The 18,834-nt window shown below is 46.0% G+C and carries 16 protein-coding genes and 1 other annotated feature; of the genes, 14 read left to right on the top strand and 2 right to left on the bottom strand.

All coding sequences use genetic code 11. The features are described 5' to 3' along the window. Window positions 1-3 precede the first annotated feature (3 nt). The 6 genes from MKY92_RS19195 to MKY92_RS19170 all read left to right on the top strand — a co-directional run bounded on the left by MKY92_RS19195 (window position 4) and on the right by MKY92_RS19170 (window position 9,620). A complete protein-coding gene (locus tag MKY92_RS19195; protein WP_339297317.1) occupies window positions 4-531 on the top strand; it encodes a redoxin family protein in 528 nt (175 codons plus the stop codon). Between the two features lie 14 nt (window positions 532-545). Then, entirely contained in the window at window positions 546-2,219 is a 1,674-nt protein-coding gene (locus tag MKY92_RS19190; protein ID WP_091018070.1) for a cytochrome c biogenesis protein ResB, read from the top strand. Next, window positions 2,216-3,478 (top strand): cytochrome c biogenesis protein CcsA, encoded by a 1,263-nt coding sequence (ccsA, locus tag MKY92_RS19185; protein ID WP_091018068.1) that lies wholly within the window; start codon window positions 2,216-2,218, stop codon window positions 3,476-3,478. The genes MKY92_RS19190 and ccsA overlap by 4 nt, the downstream gene beginning before the upstream one ends. Before the next feature lie 139 nt (window positions 3,479-3,617). Further along, the gene (locus tag MKY92_RS19180) at window positions 3,618-4,334 is read left to right on the top strand and encodes a response regulator transcription factor (protein ID WP_017687664.1); all 717 of its coding nucleotides are present in this window, start codon (window positions 3,618-3,620) and stop codon (window positions 4,332-4,334) included. Window positions 4,335-4,389: 55 nt separating this feature from the next. Next, the gene (locus MKY92_RS19175) at window positions 4,390-5,787 is read left to right on the top strand and encodes an ATP-binding protein (RefSeq protein WP_282320907.1); all 1,398 of its coding nucleotides are present in this window, start codon (window positions 4,390-4,392) and stop codon (window positions 5,785-5,787) included. Window positions 5,788-5,981: 194 nt separating this feature from the next. After that, complete coding sequence (locus tag MKY92_RS19170) at window positions 5,982-9,620, top strand: collagen-like repeat preface domain-containing protein (RefSeq protein ID WP_339297316.1); 3,639 nt, start codon at window positions 5,982-5,984, stop codon at window positions 9,618-9,620. Window positions 9,621-9,920: 300 nt separating this feature from the next. Here the strand turns inward: MKY92_RS19170 and serA are convergent, their stop codons facing one another. Continuing rightward, complete coding sequence (serA, locus tag MKY92_RS19165; RefSeq protein WP_339297315.1) at window positions 9,921-11,516, bottom strand: phosphoglycerate dehydrogenase; 1,596 nt, start codon at window positions 11,514-11,516, stop codon at window positions 9,921-9,923. Between the two features lie 199 nt (window positions 11,517-11,715). After that, window positions 11,716-11,946, bottom strand: a binding site (T-box leader). A gap of 335 nt (window positions 11,947-12,281) precedes the next feature. Here serA and MKY92_RS19160 point away from each other — a divergent pair. The 3 genes from MKY92_RS19160 to MKY92_RS19150 are packed head-to-tail and all read left to right on the top strand — an operon-like array spanning window position 12,282 to window position 14,151. Further along, window positions 12,282-12,875: a type II CAAX endopeptidase family protein gene (locus tag MKY92_RS19160; protein ID WP_036607728.1), complete on the top strand. Its 594-nt coding sequence runs from the start codon at window positions 12,282-12,284 to the stop codon at window positions 12,873-12,875. Further along, window positions 12,872-13,324, top strand: a complete 453-nt coding sequence (locus MKY92_RS19155; RefSeq protein ID WP_237174687.1) for a hypothetical protein — start codon at window positions 12,872-12,874, stop codon at window positions 13,322-13,324. Before MKY92_RS19160 ends, MKY92_RS19155 begins: the two co-directional genes overlap by 4 nt. Window positions 13,325-13,353: 29 nt before the next feature. Then, on the top strand, window positions 13,354-14,151 hold the full coding sequence (locus MKY92_RS19150; protein ID WP_339297314.1) for a metallophosphoesterase: 798 nt from the start codon (window positions 13,354-13,356) through the stop codon (window positions 14,149-14,151). Window positions 14,152-14,195: 44 nt separating this feature from the next. Here the strand turns inward: MKY92_RS19150 and MKY92_RS19145 are convergent, their stop codons facing one another. Beyond that, window positions 14,196-15,092 (bottom strand): polysaccharide deacetylase family protein, encoded by an 897-nt coding sequence (locus MKY92_RS19145; protein WP_339297313.1) that lies wholly within the window; start codon window positions 15,090-15,092, stop codon window positions 14,196-14,198. Window positions 15,093-15,186: 94 nt separating this feature from the next. Between MKY92_RS19145 and MKY92_RS19140 the strand changes: the two genes are divergently transcribed. The 5 genes from MKY92_RS19140 to ypeB all read left to right on the top strand — a co-directional run bounded on the left by MKY92_RS19140 (window position 15,187) and on the right by ypeB (window position 18,833). Further along, the gene (locus MKY92_RS19140) at window positions 15,187-15,540 is read left to right on the top strand and encodes a hypothetical protein (RefSeq protein ID WP_221820297.1); all 354 of its coding nucleotides are present in this window, start codon (window positions 15,187-15,189) and stop codon (window positions 15,538-15,540) included. Window positions 15,541-15,727: 187 nt separating this feature from the next. Then, the gene (locus MKY92_RS19135) at window positions 15,728-16,342 is read left to right on the top strand and encodes a genetic competence negative regulator (protein ID WP_076209900.1); all 615 of its coding nucleotides are present in this window, start codon (window positions 15,728-15,730) and stop codon (window positions 16,340-16,342) included. Window positions 16,343-16,385: 43 nt separating this feature from the next. Continuing rightward, window positions 16,386-17,081 (top strand): glutamic-type intramembrane protease PrsW, encoded by a 696-nt coding sequence (gene prsW, locus MKY92_RS19130; RefSeq protein ID WP_221820298.1) that lies wholly within the window; start codon window positions 16,386-16,388, stop codon window positions 17,079-17,081. Between the two features lie 113 nt (window positions 17,082-17,194). After that, on the top strand, window positions 17,195-17,365 hold the full coding sequence (locus MKY92_RS19125) for a hypothetical protein (protein WP_165980215.1): 171 nt from the start codon (window positions 17,195-17,197) through the stop codon (window positions 17,363-17,365). A 121-nt stretch (window positions 17,366-17,486) separates the two neighbouring features. Beyond that, on the top strand, window positions 17,487-18,833 hold the full coding sequence (gene ypeB, locus MKY92_RS19120) for a germination protein YpeB (RefSeq protein WP_339297312.1): 1,347 nt from the start codon (window positions 17,487-17,489) through the stop codon (window positions 18,831-18,833). Window position 18,834: the final 1 nt, after the last annotated feature.

Raw genomic sequence — 18,834 nt, 5'->3', positions numbered from 1 at the left:
CACATGGGCAAATCAAGAAGAACGGTGCAAATCGTCATTTTGTTATTGATCCTGGTGTTGGGCGGATATGCGATTACCACATCGGTATCCGGCTCGAATGGCAAGCCAAAGGAAGGGGATAAGTCTCCTTCTTTTGAACTGCTGGGCCTGGATGGTCAAGTTCATACGTCTGATGAGTACAAAGGAAAAGCAATGGTGATCAATTTCTGGGGCACTTGGTGTGAACCTTGTGTTAAAGAAATGCCTGCACTTCAGGCGCAAGCTGACAAATGGAAGGACCGAGGAGTACAGTTTGTCGGAATTAATGTTGGAGAAGACCAGATGACCGTGGATAATTTTGTACGGCAGGTTGGGGTTACGTTTCCAATCATGTTAGACCGTGAGAAAAACTCGGTTCGTGATTTTGGGATCTCTCCGATGCCAACAACATTTTTTGTATCCGACACGGGCAAAATCTCTACCATTCATATCGGGCAACTTGATTTGGACACACTTGACGCTCAAATTTCGCAACTGGCGAAGCAGCCCTGATAGGAGGTCTATTCGTGTTCCAAAATACCAAATGTGAGTGCGGACACCAGAATCCGGTTGGCACTGTACTATGTGAAGCATGTGGGAAACCGATACTGGAGTCTGAAGCTAAATCGAATGAAGTGCTGGAAATGCGTTATGATGGCATGGCGCGCCGTTCACAGCGCAGTAATCCCAACATCATTGACCGCATATGGAACTTTTTTTCATCCGTCAAAATTGCCGTCTATATGATTGTTTTCACGCTTGTAGGTTCTATGCTTGGTACGATCTATCCGCAAGAAAGTACATTCTTGAATATTGATCCTTCCGTGTATTACAAAGAAACATACGGTCAGTTGGGTCATATCTATTATCTGTTGGGTTTATCCCATACATACGAATCCTGGTGGTTTATCTTGCTGTTGGTGCTGATTGGGGCATCATTGGTGATATGCAGTCTGGATCGCGTCCTACCGCTCTACAAAGCACTGAATAAACAGAAAATACGTAAACATACGCAATTTCTGACGAGACAGCGTCTGGTGTACCAAGGATCTATCGAAGAGGCACCAGAAGACTGGATTAAGAAAGCGGTTACGCCGCTTAAAAAGAAAGGCTACCGAGTGCACACCCAGGGTGATGCTTTGCTCGCCGAGAAACAGCGATTCAGTCGATGGGGCCCATATGTCATCCATATTGGACTCATTATATTTCTGCTGGCGGTGCTCGCACGAGGGCTACCTGGCCTGAATCTGGATGAGCATGTTGCTTTTCCAGAAGGTGAGATCAAAAAGATCCCGAATACGTCGATGTATCTGAAAAATGAACAGTTTAATGTTGAATTTTACAGTGAGGAAGAAGTACCTGAGCAATTCCGTAACCTGAATAAGACCGTTCCAAAACTGTTCGAAACAAAAGTTGTTTTATATGAATGTACAGCAGATTGTTCGGATCTTTCGAAAAAACCTCAATTGGCTGAGGTGGCCAGACATGATGTTCGTGTGAATCATCCATTAAATTATAACGGTCTGAAAGCATATCAGTTTGATTATGATCTAACACCCACCATTCGGTCCGTAACGCCGGATCTGGTCAATACAAAGACTGGTGAAGTATATGGGGCGATTAAGATTGATATGGTCGATACCCAAAAAACATTTGAAGCGGGTCCTTATGAACTGACCGTAAAGGAAAAGTTCATGGACTTTGGATTGGATGAGAATGGTCAGCCCAAATCAAAATCGCCTTCACCTAATGCACCTGCTTTTCTCTTTCTCATTAAGGGACCGAATCTGCCGGAAGAGGGGATACAATATCTTTATTTTGCGAAGCAGATTGATAAGCAACGGTTTCAGCAGGATGCAATTAACCAACAGCTGATTGGAGCAGAGATTCCTTTACAGTTGGAAGTAGACAGCATGGACAAGGTTGATATTATTCAATCCGTAAGTTATCTCAATATACGCGTGGATAAAGCAATGCCTTTCGTGTGGGTAGGAGCCGGCATTGTCATGTTGGGTCTGGTCATGGGTTTTTATTGGCATCATCGCCGCATCTGGATTCGTTTTGATGATCAACAGCTTACCTTGGGTGGACATACCAACAAAAACTGGTTTGGCTTCAGGCGTGAAGTCGCGGCTGTTTTGAAACAAATGAATTTGGAAGTGGAAGAGAAGTCGTTGGATAACGGGGGGAACCAAGCATGAATTTATTGGATTTCAGCAGCGACGCATTTATCGTAGCTTTCTTTCTCTATTGTGCCGCATTCTTTTTATATGGTGTTGCGGTAATGGGCAAAAAATGGAGCAATCGTGATCCTCTGGACCATATGAATCGCTGGGGTAAACGAGCTTTCATTGCCTCGACTGTCGCTTTGGCAGCACATCTTGTATTTTTTGCAACACGATGGGCTGGGGCAGGGCATATCCCGGTTAGTAACATGTACGAGTTTATGTCTTTTCTGTCCATGATGATCATGGTTGCATTTATCGTTGTATACGCCATATATCGGAAGTCACTACTTGGTTTGTTTGCCTTACCACTTACCATCATTATAATGGCTTACGCTGCTGTATTTCCTCAGGAGGTACAGCCGTTAATCCCGGCACTTCAGTCCATCTGGCTGAAAATTCACGTGACGTTGGCTGCACTTGGTGAAGCATTCTTCGCCGTGGGTTTTGCCGCAGGGTTCATGTATTTGCTCCGTACGGTTGATTTCAGTGGTAAAGACAAGTCTTCAAGACGGCAAAGAGGATGGGTTGAATTCACCCTGGTTACGATCGTCGTCGTTATCGGATTTATCGGGACGGTATTTGCCTTTCGTGCAGCTGGTTACGAGGCAGTTTTTGTACAGAAAACGGTCAGCATTGACACAGAGGTACAGGAAAATAGTACAATAGAGAAAGTGAATTATCGCATGCCTCCGATTTTTGCACCATATAATAGCGAAGTGGAGAGCATGACACCGTTTCTTGGCATGAAAAAACCTTTACTTGAGACGCCTTCCTGGATGAACGGCGTAAATGCCGGGCGCAAGCTGAATACGGTGGTTTGGTCACTTATTGTAGGTCTGATCCTATATGGAATTGTACGACTTCTTGTACGCAGACCACTTGGACAAGCGTTACAGCCAATGATGGATGGAATTGATGCCGATGATCTGGATGAGATAAGTTATCGTGCGATTGCCATCGGTTTTCCGATATTTACGCTGGGAGCATTAATCTTTGCCATGATCTGGGCTCAGATTGCCTGGAGTCGTTTTTGGGGTTGGGACCCCAAAGAGGTGTGGGCATTGATCACATGGCTATATTATAGTGTGTATCTGCATTTGCGTTTATCCAGAGGTTGGCAAGGTCAGAAGTCTGCATGGCTTGCAGTTCTTGGCTTCCTAGTCGTCATGTTTACGCTAGTTGGGGTGAATCTGATCATTGCTGGATTACATTCTTACGCTGGTGCGGACTAGGACAGACTCGTATTGCAAAGGTTGAGTTTAGAAGCGGGAAACACAAACGTACCTTTTTATTGAAGGGTATTCAAATATTGTTCGCCAGATCGAACATAATAGAAGTGATGAGGAGTTATTGCAAAGGGGCTGGAGAGGCATGGCTGAACATGAGAATCGAATACTGGTCGTGGATGACGAAGAGAGAATCCGCAGGCTTTTAAAAATGTATCTTGAAAAAGAAGGTTATGAAATCGATGAAGCCGAGGATGGGGAAACTGCGCTGCGTAAAGCAACAGCAGGGGACTACGGGCTGATTTTGCTTGATGTGATGTTACCAGGTATGGATGGAGTCGAAGTGTGTACACGTCTTCGTCAGGTGAAATCAACGCCGGTTTTGATGCTCACTGCAAAAGGTGAAGAGATTAACCGGGTTCAAGGCTTCGAAGTTGGCGCTGATGACTATGTTGTAAAACCATTCAGCCCGCGTGAAGTGATTTATCGTGTCAAAGCGATTTTGCGTCGATCTTCCGCGACAGCTTATCTCTCCAAGGAGAGCAATTCAAGTAACAACATCGTGTTCCCGCATCTGGTTATTGAGCATGATGCCCACCGGGTAACCGCTGGTGGCGAAGAGATTAGTCTTACACCAAAAGAATATGAATTGCTGCACTACCTTGCAACATCTCCCGACAAAGTTTTCTCCAGAGAAGAATTGCTCAAAGATGTATGGAATTACGAATTCTTTGGCGATCTTCGTACCGTGGATACGCACGTGAAGCGTCTTCGCGAGAAACTTAACAAGGTATCGCCTGAATCGGCGGCCATGATTACGACGGTGTGGGGTGTGGGTTATAAACTGGAAGTACCGAAGTAGTTTTAGTTTCTGGAGATCACTGGTCGGGAAGTTATGGATCACTATTATCTGCCTTGTGGGTTGTGTACTTATAGCGCTGGGTCTTTTTTTGCTGCCCTACATTGATACGAACTTTGCAGAGTCCGAATCCAGAGATATTAAGCGGTTGTTCACCTATATCTGTATTATCGGATTCAGTTTAACCACGTTTTTTGCATTGTTTCTATTCACCAAAATAACGCAGCCCATGCAGCAATTGATCCAGGCAGCCAATGCGATTCGCAAAGGGAACTACGGAACACGTCTCTCCCTGGTAACGAGTGATGAGATTGGTGAACTTGCCAACACATTTAATCATATGGCTGCCCAATTGGAAGATAATATTCGAAACCTTAACCATGAGAAGGAACATTTGGCGAGTGTGCTTCGCAGCATGACCGATGCGGTGGTTACATTTGATGGTGAAGGCAAAGTTATTCTGACGAATCCGCCTGGAGAGAAGATCATGCAGACATGGTATGATCTCGATTGGGCAAAAATGGACGAAGGGCAAGAATCCGAGCAGTCTGACAAGACATCGCGTGATGTACCTGAGCCCCTTCTTCCTTTGTTCAGAATGGTGATGGAGCAAGGTGGGGACCAGAACTCCAATGTTCACGTACAGCAAGGTGTCTGGTCTGTTCAGATGGCACCGTTGTATGCTGACAGTGTTGTCAGAGGGGCTGTGGCTGTCTTAAGAGATGTAACAGAAGAAGTACGGCTGGAGAAGATGCGGCGTGATTTCGTGGCTAACGTATCTCATGAGATACGTACCCCATTATCCATGATGCAAGGCTACAGCGAAGCGCTTCTGGACGGTATGGCAACCTCACCCGAAGAGAGCGAAGAACTGATCCAGGTCATTCATGATGAGTCCTTGCGGATGGGCAGACTGGTTAAAGACTTGCTTGACCTTGCGCGGATGGAAGCTGGACACACGGACATGGTGATGAAGGAAGTTGACCTCGGAGAGCTACTTGAACGTGTATATCGGAAGTTCTCGGTGCGTTCAAAAGAACAGGGAATTCAACTGCACTTTGAGTTCGAACAGCCAACCATTGAACTTCAACAGGCAGATGAGGATCGACTTGAGCAAGTATTTACGAATTTGCTGGATAATGCGTTCAGACATACACCTACTGGTAAAAATGTTATGATCTCAGCTGAGCGGGTCACTTATCTTCGTGCTCCATTTGTCAGAGTTTCTGTGAAGGATCAGGGTGTAGGTATCCCTTCATCCGACTTGCCATTTATTTTTGAACGATTCTACAAAGCAGACAAGGCTCGTGTTCGGGGAGAAAGTGTAGGTACGGGGCTTGGTTTAGCGATTGTGAAAAATATTGTTGATGCGCATCAAGGCATGATTACTGTCAATAGTGTGCTTGGCGAAGGAACAGAGTTTATTTTGCAATTTCCTTTGGATTCATCGAAATAGCCTGAATTTCATACAAAAAGTGCGGAAACACCCTCTTAAGGAGGGTGTTTTTTTGTTGAAGACTACCGTTTAATCTTGTTCAACGTGGAACATGAATGGTCTTTTTTTGACTAAAAAGAGTGTCCAAGATAATTTTCCTTCCTATGTTACATAAGCTTGAAAAGCAAGCAAGATAGAGGAGGATTGAGATAAGCATGTCCGATGATCGGAAAAGGGTCAATATTAAAGCTTTTCTGGACGGCAGATCTTTTAGAGCGGGCTCTCCGTTTATTCCAATAACTACAAGAGAACTGGAGGAGTTTGAATCCATACTGCGTTCTTTGGCTGTGGCTATTCCTGCTGCAATCAGTCAGCCGACTTCAGCCAATATAATGTCTTTGCAGAACGCATTACGCCAGTTACTTACTTTTGTGAATCAATCCGGATTTCGTGCGGGGGTAAAGGCAGAATTACAAGCCGTATTGGAATTAACGATTGCAGGTTCAGAGATTGTCCCAGTTCCTCTTATTAATCTTGCAGGTAACTTACAGAACTTACTGGATGACTTGTTAAGTGTGACGCTGCTTCTTGAAGTACCACCTGCAGAAAAAGATAAACTTGTGGGATTAATTCGATCGATCTCCATATCGTTAAGCCGGGCGACGACAACTCTTGGAACTGGAGGGATTACCGGACCAGCTGGCCCACAGGGAGTGCCAGGAGTTCCGGGGGTACCCGGTGTCCCGGGAGTCCCTGGGGTGAAAGGGGCTACTGGAACACCGGGAGGAATTGGACCAGTAGGACCGGTTGGCCCAGTTGGTCCACAGGGAGCACAGGGTCCGGCAGGAGCACCTGGTGTTGGCTTGAACAATATTACTGCATATGATCCTGCACTGGGACCAACTTATGCTCAAGGTCAAGTAGTAAGCTACGAGGGCAGTCTTTATGTTGCCAATGTGAACGGTCCCTTGGGTACACCCGGAAGTTCTCCAGACTACACTCTTTTGCTGTCGGGTGGAACGACTGGAGCCACGGGAGCAATCGGAGCTGGTTTGACAGGAGCAGTGGCATTTAATCCAGCGCTCGCCCCGGGTTATCCAGCAGGTCAAGTCATTACGTATAATGGTAGTACTTACATTGCAAGTGTAGCTGGTCCTCTAGGAACACCGGGATCTTCATCGGATTACACATTAATCGCTGCTGCGGGCGAGACTGGTGTAACTGGAGCCACAGGTGCAGGATTAAGTGGCATCGTGCCATTCGATCCCGCATTAGCCCCGACATATCCAGTTGGACAGATCGTCACGTTTGGTGGCAGTACTTACATTACAAATGTCGCTTCGCCAATGGGTATGCCAGGAAGTTCTCCAGATTATACATTGTTAGCAGGAGCGGGAGTTACAGGTGCGACCGGAGCTACGGGCATCGGTCTCAATGGTGCAGTTCCGTTTGACCCTGCAGTAGCTCCAACGTACCCAGAAGGTCAGGTCGTTACCTTCAATGGCAGTACGTATATAACGACTGTGGCTTCTCCTACGGGTACGCCAGGTACTTCGCCAGACTATACATTGCTTGCAGGTGCAGGACCTACAGGAGCCACAGGTGCGTCAGGTGTAACGGGAGCAACAGGCGTAGGTTTGAGTGGTATCGTACCATTCGATCCAGCTGTAGCCCCAACGTATCCAGCGGGTCAGGTCGTCACTTTCAATGGTAGTACGTATGTTGCAAATGTGGCATCGCCAACCGGAACGCCTGGGACTTCACCGGATTACACATTGCTTGCTGGAGCAGGATCAACGGGAGTTACGGGAGTAACTGGAGTTGGAGTAACGGGAAGTACCGGAGCTATAGGAGTGTCTGGTCTTACAGGGTTGACTGGGGCGACGGGAATTACAGGAGCCACGGGTTTAAGCGTAACGGGATCAACAGGAGTAACTGGAGGAACCGGGGCAACTGGAGCGACAGGCGTAGGTTTGAGTGGCATTGTACCATTCGATCCAGCCGTGGCCCCAACGTATCCAGCGGGTCAGGTCGTCACTTTCAATGGTAGTACGTATATTGCAAATGTGGCATCGCCAACCGGAACGCCGGGGACTTCACCGGATTACACATTGCTTGCTGGAGCAGGATCAACGGGAGTTACGGGAGTAACTGGAGTTGGAGTAACGGGAAGTACCGGAGCTATAGGAGCGTCTGGTCTTACAGGGTTGACTGGGGCGACGGGAATTACAGGAGCTACGGGTTTAAGCGTAACGGGATCAACAGGAGTAACAGGAAGTACTGGTGAAACCGGAGCGACTGGTGTTGCGGGGCTAACCGGGGCAACTGGTGAGACAGGAGCGACTGGTGTTACAGGGTTGACTGGGGCGACGGGGATCACAGGAGCCACGGGAGTGGGCATAACGGGAAGTACTGGGCCAACTGGTGCGACTGGGGAAACAGGAGCGACAGGTACAACCGGAGCCACGGGAGTCGGCATAACGGGAAGTACCGGAGTTACTGGTATCACTGGGGAAACCGGAGCGACAGGTATAACCGGAGCCACAGGAGTCGGCATAACGGGAAGTACCGGAGTAACTGGTGTCACAGGGGAAACAGGAGCGACAGGTATAACCGGAGCCACAGGAGTCGGCGTAACGGGAAGTACCGGAGCAATCGGTGCGACTGGGGGAACAGGAGCCACGGGAGTCGGCATAACAGGAAGTACTGGAGTAACTGGTGTCACAGGGGAAACAGGAGCGACAGGTACAACAGGAGCCACGGGAGTCGGCATAACGGGAAGTACCGGAGTTACTGGTATCACTGGGGAAACCGGAGCGACAGGTATAACCGGAGCCACAGGAGTCGGCATAACGGGAAGCACCGGGGTAACTGGTATCACTGGTGAAACCGGAGCGACAGGTACAACCGGAGCCACGGGAGTCGGCATAACGGGAAGTACCGGAGTTACTGGTATCACTGGGGAAACCGGAGCGACAGGTATAACCGGAGCCACAGGAGTCGGCATAACGGGAAGTACCGGAGTTACTGGTGTCACTGGGGAAACCGGAGCGACAGGTATAACCGGAGCAACAGGAGTCGGCGTAACGGGAAGTACCGGAGTTACTGGTATCACTGGGGAAACCGGAGCGACAGGTATAACGGGAGCCACGGGAGTCGGCATAACAGGAAGTACTGGAGTAACTGGTGTCACAGGGGAAACCGGAGCGACAGGTATAACGGGAGCCACGGGAGTGGGCATAACGGGAAGTACCGGAGCAACCGGTGCGACTGGGGAAACAGGAGCGACAGGTATAACGGGAGCCACGGGAGTGGGCGTAACCGGAAGTACAGGAGTTACCGGAGCAACAGGTGCGACTGGGGGAACAGGAGCGACAGGTATAACGGGAGCAACAGGAGTCGGCGTAACCGGAAGTACAGGAGTTACCGGAGCAACAGGTGCAACTGGAACATCTATAACATCTAACTCGGCTTTTGCTGAGAACACTAATGGTACGATTGTTGTAATATTGGGTGGTACACTCGTTCCGTTACCGAATAACCAAAATATTGGCACAGGTATAACCGTCAATGGGGCTAATGACACCTTCACACTGACCAACGCAGGCCGTTACTATATCTCATACAAAATAAGTCTGACAGCTGCACTTGCTATCCAATCTCGGGTTTTACTTAACGGTACAGCTATTCCAGCGAGTGTAGTATCTCCAGTACTTTCTCTCAGTCAGCTGCAGTCTGACTTTATGATTACCGTTACCGCTGGTTCAACAATACAGTTACAATTATTCGGGCTCGTTGGCACAGCTATTCTTTCTCCTCCGGGATCTACACTAAACATCATTCAGTTAAGTTAATAGTTCGATAATGTTTAAAGACTATTTCTCTAATGGGCAAAAGAAGCTGAACTCATATGAGATTGGTGCATTTGATTGTCGAGAAACCCAGATCATTTTTAGATCTTGGGTTTCTCTTTCTTTCCAGGTAGTAGTGGTCAATTCTACATTAGGTGTTTGGGACTTCCGAAAGAGTCAGTTCCGCACGGCCAGAAGTAAAATTAACTTTAAAATTGAAATGAAGACGCAATTTACTTAGCGACAAAAAAGACGGAACCACAAGGGTCCCGTCTCTCCTTATACATTTAAAAATATGTTTGATTATTCCAGAACAATTTCAACAGCAGTATTGATTTCTGGCAGCGCAGCAAGCTGCACAAGCACATCTTTTGGAACAGCTTTATCTACGGTCAGAATCATGATCGCTGCACCACCAATAATTTTACGTCCAACTTGCATGGATGCGATGTTGACATCGTTTTGTCCAAGCAGGGTTCCTACACGCCCGATAATACCTGGTTTATCATTATGTGAGATCAAAATTTGATGACTTTCCGGTGCGATATCTACCGGGAATTTGTCCAGACGAACGATACGCTCTCCATAACCTGCAAGCAATGTACCCGCTACACGACGTTCCTCAGCATCCTGAGTTGTAACCAATGTTACGGTAATCAGGTTAGTAAATCCTTTAGTTGCTGAGGTTTGGCTTACAACTACATTCAGATCACGGATTTTGGCCAGATGCATGGAGTTGACGATGTTGGCTTCCCCACCCAAATGTCTGGCGAGAATACCCTTCACAATGTAACGTGTGAGAGGAGAAGTATCTACTTCAGAAAGTTCACCAGCATAGTCGATCCGAATCTCCTGCACTGCATTTTGTGTAATCTGTGCTACAAAACTACCCAACGTTTCACCCAGTTTGAAATACGGCTGCAATTTGTTCATCACGGTTGGTGCAACAGCCGGCATGTTAACTGCGTTTTTGAACGGTTCGTTGCGCAAAATGTGAAGCACCTGTTCCGAAACATCGATAGCCACGTTCTCTTGTGCTTCTACTGTGGACGCACCAAGGTGAGGCGTAACGATAATGCTTGGGTGATTCAGGAACGGGTGATCAGCGGCTGGCGGCTCGCTTTCGAATACGTCAAATGCTGCACCAGCAACAATACCTTGATCAATGGCTTCGACAAGTGCCATCTCGTCAACTACACCACCACGAGCACAGTTGATGATACGCATGCCTTTTTTCATCACTTCGAATTGTGGACGTGAAATCATGTGCCGTGTTTCCGGTGTTAATGGCGTGTGAACGGTCATGAAGTCCGCATTGCGAATGATATCATCTACACTAGCAAGTTTCACTTGCAGCTTCTCGGCACGCTCCTCCGTGAGGAACGGGTCATAAGCAAGAATGTCCATTCCAAATGCTTTGGCGCGCTTGGCAACTTCACTACCGATCCGTCCCATACCCAGTACACCGAGCGTTTTATTTCTTAATTCCACACCCAGGAAGGTTTTACGATCCCACGTACCCTGAATAGTCTTGGCGTATGCCTGAGGAATGTGTCGTGCCAATGCCATCATCATGGCAAACGTGTGCTCACAGGTTGTGATGGTATTGCCATCAGGTGCATTAATAACGATGATACCGCGCTGTGTAGCAGCTTCCAGATCAATGTTATCTACACCAACACCTGCACGTCCGATCACCTTAAGGTTGGTACCAGCCGTCATAATACGATCTGTAACACGAGTCTGGCTGCGAACCAAGAGGGCATCATAATCACCAATAATGGCAACAAGTTCATCTTCACTAAGACCGGTTTTCTTCTCAACAACAACATCATTTGCATCCACCAGTTGCTGGATTCCCAGATCACTGATTGGGTCCGACACTAACACTTTGTACATGGTTTCTTCCTCCTTAGGTATGTGTATCTATATCGTCAAGGTCTGACCTCAGCGAAGAGGTATTCCTTAAAACCAGGTTGATTCTTCCGCCCAACAACGCGGTGTCGCAACAGAGGGGGAAGGTGAAGCAAATAGAGTGATCCCACAGATATCCTTTAAAATAAATCAAAAAACTCTCAATCCACATACTGCTTGCGCAATAAGGGACGAGAGTTGTCGTGGTACCACCCTAATTCACCGCCGTTTCGCAACGACAGTCTTAGCGGTCAATGAAGACCGAAGAGGATAACGGGTCTAAACCGATTGCACCTACTCCAATTTCAATGCAATAACTCAGGAGCGCTCAAGACCATTTGCCTGCCACCGATTCACACCTACCATCGGCTCTCTGTAAGACGAAGCAACGTCTTTTTTCCATCATCGTGTTTAACGTGACTAATTTTTTCATAATGTATCATGGCTGACATGAGCATGTCAATAGGCTTAAGTGTTTTAAAATGTTTTGCAGATGTCTTTAGATTCACACATAAACAGAGTCACCATAAGTAATACAATAGTTAATATACCTACGACAAGAAGATGGAAAGTAAGCTGTTTGGTGAACTGAATTTTACTGCTTTAATGAAGTAATGGTACGGACATAAAACCAGGACTAGGGGCAGGCCTTGAACCTAATTGGTTTTTTGGCTATCATTTAGTATACTATCCGATTGGACAACGTAATTGTTATCCATCAAATTTAACTCAAGAGGACAGACGCATCCGATGAAAAAATTCAAGTTTCCCAAGTTCAAGATTCAGAAGGCTGAGCCACAGCAGCTTACCGAGCGTTTGCTTTTAATCAATCTATACTTTACACAAGGTCTGACACTGATTATCGGAGTTGTGTGGATCTTATTGCAGAAACGAAACTTGTTAGATGTACTCGCATGGCCTGACAATTACCAATTTATATGGTGGGGTCTTGGTCTTGCAGGAATTATGCTTGTTATGGACTTGGTACTGTCGTATGTTATACCTCAGGAAAGCATGGATGACGGTGGAATTAACGAGATGCTGTTCCGTGGGCGTCCGATCTGGCACATTGTATGTATAGCAGCCATTGTTGCTGTGTGTGAGGAATTATTATTCCGTGGAGCCATCCAACATGCCATCGGTCCTTACTGGACAAGTATTTTATTTGCAGTTATCCATATTCGTTATTTGCGCCACTGGATTCCAACAGGCTGGGTGTTTGTCTCAAGTTATGGATTGGGTTGGATTTACTTGCAGTCCGGCACATTATGGGCGCCTATATTATGTCACTTTATTATTGATTTGGTGTCCGGATTAGCGATACGTTTTCGGAGGGGATCATGAATCAGCCATTAAGTAGAATGAAGACATATGGCAGTCAGCGCCATCGTCAATCGGATAAAAAAGAGAAATCCGAGCGTCAGGTGGCTTCTCAAGTAAGCATCGTTGCTGAAACGGCAGCAGCTGCTGAGGTTGGCGGAATCACACCAATTACTTCCGTTTCTTTACCTAGATCACAGCGCAAGCCTTATACAGAAAAACTGGAAAGTCCAGTACTTCCTCAAAGGGCACCATCACGCTCCAAAAAAATGCCAAATTCAACGGAGGAATCGATCCCCGAAGCGGGTTCGCTTCCTACACGAACAGAATTACATCCTTCACGTCGATTAAAATTGAGCAAGAGGTTTGTTAATTCACTCATTTTTATTTTTGTCATGTTAACGATTAGTCTGGTTTGGTGGGGGGTTGAAGGGGCACCCGCTCTGAATACGTTCCTTCCCTTGCCGTGGTAATGCTTTTACTCACAGGTTTAATCATTTTGATGGGAGTTTTACTACTTTTTCATATGTGGCGTGAAGCCCATGTTCATCAAATGATTGAAGAAGAGGTTGAAGTGCCTCATCTGCCAACATCCTTTGACGGGGCTAAGATTTTGTATGTATCCGACACGCACAAGCGCAAGCTGAAGCAGAAGGATCTGGAAAACGTTAAAAACAAGGTTGACTGGGTTCTGATCGGCGGGGATGTTGCGGAAAAAGGAATCTCATGGTCTCTAGTTAGACATAACATGAAAATTTTATCGAACATCGCTCCTTCTTTTACGGTGTATGGCAACCATGACAAGAGGTCTGGTACCGCTCAACTTGCGCGAATCCTTCGGGAATCGGACGTTAAGCTCCTGCAGGATAATGTGGAATATCTGCAAAGGGGCAATGACAGACTGAGCCTGATCGGCATAGACTATCGTTCCAAACAGGGCGATGTATTACTACAGCAGATCGGTAACCGTTTTTGCAAAATTGCTATCGTTCATGATCCTTTGCAGGCCCTTCGCTTGGAAGAAAATGCAGATCTTATTTTAAGCGGTCATACACATGGAGGACAATTGGTTGTACCATTTTTCGGACCTGTGTTCCTTGGAAAATCGTATCGTCCCGTATCGAACGGGTGGTACTCCCTGAAGCGAAGTCCGGAGGACATTCACCAAGAAGGCAAAATGCTTGTTAGCAGAGGATACGGTACAAATCATCTTCCTCTCCGACTAGGTTGTCCTGCGGAGATGCATATCATCACGTTAAGAGTGCCCACAGAAAAAGCACTCACAGAGAAACAGCCTTAATCCATTGGATCAAGGCTGTTTTATTTTAATGCGCAAAAGTAAATTTAACGAGCTTCCAATTCAATTGCACGCGGATCAACAAAGGAATATCCTTTCTTCTCGAGCTTGGTCAGCAATTCATCCAATGCTTCAACCGTCCATGGCAACTCGTGCATCAAAATATTGCTTCCGGGATTTAACTGGTCCAGTACATTTTGGATGACTTTTTCCGGTTTGTCTTTGGTGCTTTTATCCCAATCGAGCGAACCATTAGACCAAGTCATATATAACATGCCCTTTTTCTTCACAGCAGCCTTCAGTGCATCATTTCCCGACCCAAAAGGTGGACGGAAGAATTGCGGTTCCTCACCAATGGTATCCTTCACTATTTTTTGGACATCTGTAACCTGTTTTGCCGCCTCAGCTTTGGACATTTTTTTGAGATCCTCATGATCCCAGGCATGATTGCCTACAATCTGACCCCGTTCATGTATGAGTTTGAGCAATTCCGGATGGCTTTTCACCCGATATCCATTGACGAAAAATATCGCTTTAGCGTTATGTTTATCTAAAGTGTCGATCAGTGAAGTAATCATCTTTTCTTCTTTGGGCCCATCATCAAAAGTTAACAAGACCACTTTATTTGGGCTCGCTTCATCGTTTGGTTTAATATAATAATTTTCATTCATATGATACGTCTTTTCCACTTTCTCTTCTGTAGAAATCTTCTCAGAAGATTCAGGTTTTTCTTCATTCGCAGTTGAATCTTCCGTTGAAGGCTCGGGTACACCAGATCCGGGTTTTCCTGTTTCAGCTGGGTTAGAGTTACCTTGCTCTTCTTGAACCGTAGTAGTTGATTCACCCGCTGGTGCGGAATTATCAGATGTTTTTTCTTCCGCTGTCCCACAAGCTGACAGCAGCAAACTTGCAGCAATTATCAATGCGGCTGTATGTCTAAACATGATTTCAACTCACTTTCCTGTATTTATACGGAATGAGATCGCTCACTACCGCAAACACTAAATATGATTTTAACACTTGAAGGAGGTTGGTGTAATGAAGACGTCATCCTTTTTTTGGGGCATTGTCATTGGTGTTGCAGCCAGTTCGTGGCTGTCCAAAGGCAGATTGCCCATGATGTCATCGGGTTCATCACGTAACATGATGGATCAGGCAAAACATAAGATGATGGAAATGACATTCCCGGGTATGGACGGGTTCACAAGCAAGCAAAATCAGCATGGTGAATCCCACAAAAATCCGGCTGCAAAGACCGCAAGAGCAATCACACCGCAGGAGAAAGAAGCGAATATGAGTATGCTCAAAGATTTTATTCGCACCAATCCGGATGTGAAGCATGAAGTTGAGCAAATTTTAAGTCAAACAAACACAACAGTACCGGGTTTATAAACCAAAACCTCCAATTAGAATCATCCACAGTCTAGATTGGCTGTGGAATGATTCTTTTTTTGTCGATTTTACTTCGTGCATTTAGAGGTATAAAATGATAACATAACTACATAGATTTATTTTCAGCACATATTGTTTTGTGCTTCATAATCTGTTATAAGACTTGCTTATAAAGGGGAGATCCTGTATGAAAATAGAACGACTAAGTCACGATAAGATACGGATTTTCCTGACCTTTGACGATCTGAGCGAGCGCGGAATACAAAAAGAAGATATGTGGCAGGAAATACCTAAGGTTCATGAACTGTTCACTGAAATGATGGATCAGGCCTATTCCGAACTTGGATTTGATGCCACAGGTCCACTCGCTGTCGAAGTATTCGCACTTCCCGCTCAAGGGATGGTTGTCATTGTCACACGAGGAAAATATGATCCGCAACAATATGGTTCAGGTCATGAAGATGATCTTCCTGAAGAAGTATATGAAATGGAAGTTACACTCGAGCAAAGCGATTCCATCGTTTATGCATTCAAGGACTTTGAAGTGCTCATTGAAGCTGCACATATGTTGCGTCAGCATGTTACGGATGCTGGGAGACTTTATTCTTATAAAGACAAGTGGTTCTTGCATTTGGAGCCAGATGAGGTAGATTCCACCAAACATGCGGCATTGATTGCCTTGCTTGCTGAGTTTGGCGAAGGTTCCTCAGTTACTCCGGCAGTTATGGAAGAGTATGGTAAGGTTGTTATTCCTGCACAAGCGATTGATGTTATCTGCACCCACTTCAAACGCCAGGATTAATCTCTAGTTGTAATCGCGTCTTTAGTCAGAGGAGGGAATTTCGGTGCTTTTGTTTTCGGTCTTAGCGGCAGCAGTTGCTCCGGGTCTCGCCTTGTTAACATACTTTTACCTGAAAGACCGTTATGATTATGAGCCACTTCATATGGTATTGCGGGTTTTCCTCATGGGGATTCTGATGGTACTGCCTGTGATGATTATTCAGCGTGGCATGATGATATGGCTCGGGGATAATCCTTATCTTGAGGCCATTATGATCTCAGGTGGTGTAGAGGAATTCGTTAAATGGTTCGTACTTTATCATATCATCTATAATCACACCGAATTTGATGAGCCGTATGACGGGATCTTATATGCAGTCGCTGTTTCACTTGGATTTGCCACTGTTGAGAATGTGTTGTATGCCTTTGCGGGGAATGCATCCGTCTCAGCCATGTTCCTTCGGGCACTGCTCCCTGTTTCAGGGCACGCTATGTTTGCGGTAATCATGGGTTATTATATGGGTAAAGCCAAGTTTATCGGTGGTAAGAAAAAGCGGTGGTACCTGGTTCTTTCTCTGGTTTTACCTTTTTTCTGGCATGCATTGTACGATGTCATCATGAACACCATGCTGAACAATTGGTTGTGGTTTATAGCGCCGCTAATGGCGGGCCTGTGGTATGGGGCAATGGGTAAAATCACACGAGCTAATAACCGTTCTCCTTTTCGTTTTGTGAAGCGGGAGGAAGAGGTTAAATTATAAAAATACGGACACACTGGTGGACATAAAGCGCATATTGCGCCTATGGCTCCGGTGTGTTTTTATTTTTACGGATAACTCCCGGGGAATGACCAACAGAAACGGAGATCGTTGTGATGAGAATTAAAATTAAAATCAGATGCAAACAATGCGGTGAACGATTTACATTACGCGGCAAGAAAGAGCGGGGCCGGATTGAGACGGGATTTAAGCAGTGCCTCTGTGATAACAGAGACCAGTTCGAAATTGAAGAAGAGGGCATGGCAACTGGGATTCAGCTGAATTAAAGGGAGGACCAAAACGGGACTTTAGCAGCCTGCTTGTGTAAGGACTGGAAATCGCATGCATAAGAGATCTTTCTTCGATCCACAATAGAGGTAGTGGTTTAGAAGAAAGGAGACTCTACGGATGTATAAACGTTTAAGTTCAGTTATGTTTCCGATATTTGCGGTTCTGCTGGTCGGTGCGCTTGTGTGGGGTTATCAGGAGAATCAGGAGAAGAATGCAATTCTGATCAAGGCAGAGAATCAATATCAGCGTGCCTTTCACGATTTATCTTTTCATATGGACAAATTGCATTCGGAGATTGGTAACACCTTGGCGGTTCACTCTACATCACAGGGGATGCATCGCAAAGGTTTGATGAATGTATGGCGACTCACCAGTGAAGCGCAGAATGAGATCAACCAACTGCCACTCACCATGCTGCCATTTAACGAGACAGAGGAGTTTCTCTCACGTATTTCCAACTTTGCCTATCGGGCGTCGATGCGGGACTTGACGAACGAACCGCTAAGTGAGAAGGAAATGGGCAACCTGAAAAAGCTGTATCAGAATTCATCCGAGATTACCAAGAATCTGCAGGATGTGCAGCAGAAAGTCCTGACGGACCGGTTGCGCTGGATGGATGCAGAGACTGCCATGGCAACGCAAGAGCAAACCATGGACAACACGATCGTTGATGGTTTTCGTACTGTGAACAAAAAGGTACAGGAATACCCGGAGCTTGATTGGGGTCCTTCCGTATCCAATATCTATGCAAAACGATCAGTCAAGAAACTGGGCGGTTTGCCGATGACCAAAGAACAGATCCAGAGCAAGGCTGCAAAATTTTCTAATGCGGATCGTAGCAAAATCCAAGTGCAGGAGAACGGCAAAGGAACTGACTGGGAGTCCTACACTGCCACAATTGATCATGCCAACAATGGCAAACTGATGATGGATTTCACCCGTAATGGCGGAATGCTGATCTCTTACAGTGATACGCGTCCAATCGGAACCAAAAAAGTGTCTCGTCAGAATGCCATGGCTAAAGCAGATCAATTCCTAATGAACAAAGGTTATAAGGATATGAAGGCTGTAAACTACGACGAATATGGTAATCTGGGTAACCTTACTTATGTACGTAAGCAAGGAGACACTTTGATCTATCCTGAGAAAATGTCAGTTCGTGTAGGTTTGGATACAGGTGAAGTAACCGGCTTCCAGGCGAGTGACTTTGTCTACGAACATAATGACAAGCGCAAAATTCCGAAAGCAACTCTTACGGAGCAACAGGCGCGGAAAAAGCTTAACTCGGAGTTCGAAGAAAATTATGTTCGCAAATCCCTGATTGAGAATGATTACAGCAAAGAAGTATTGTGTTATGAATTCGGAGGGAAAATTAACGGTTCTCGTTACCGGATATACATTAATGCAAATACAGGAATGGAAGAAGCGGTTGAAGAGATCAAACCGGTCAATGCAACCTCATAAA

The organism is Paenibacillus sp. FSL R5-0623, from assembly GCF_037974265.1.
GTDB lineage: Bacteria > Bacillota > Bacilli > Paenibacillales > Paenibacillaceae > Paenibacillus.
This window is presented reverse-complemented; position numbering and strand designations above follow the sequence as displayed.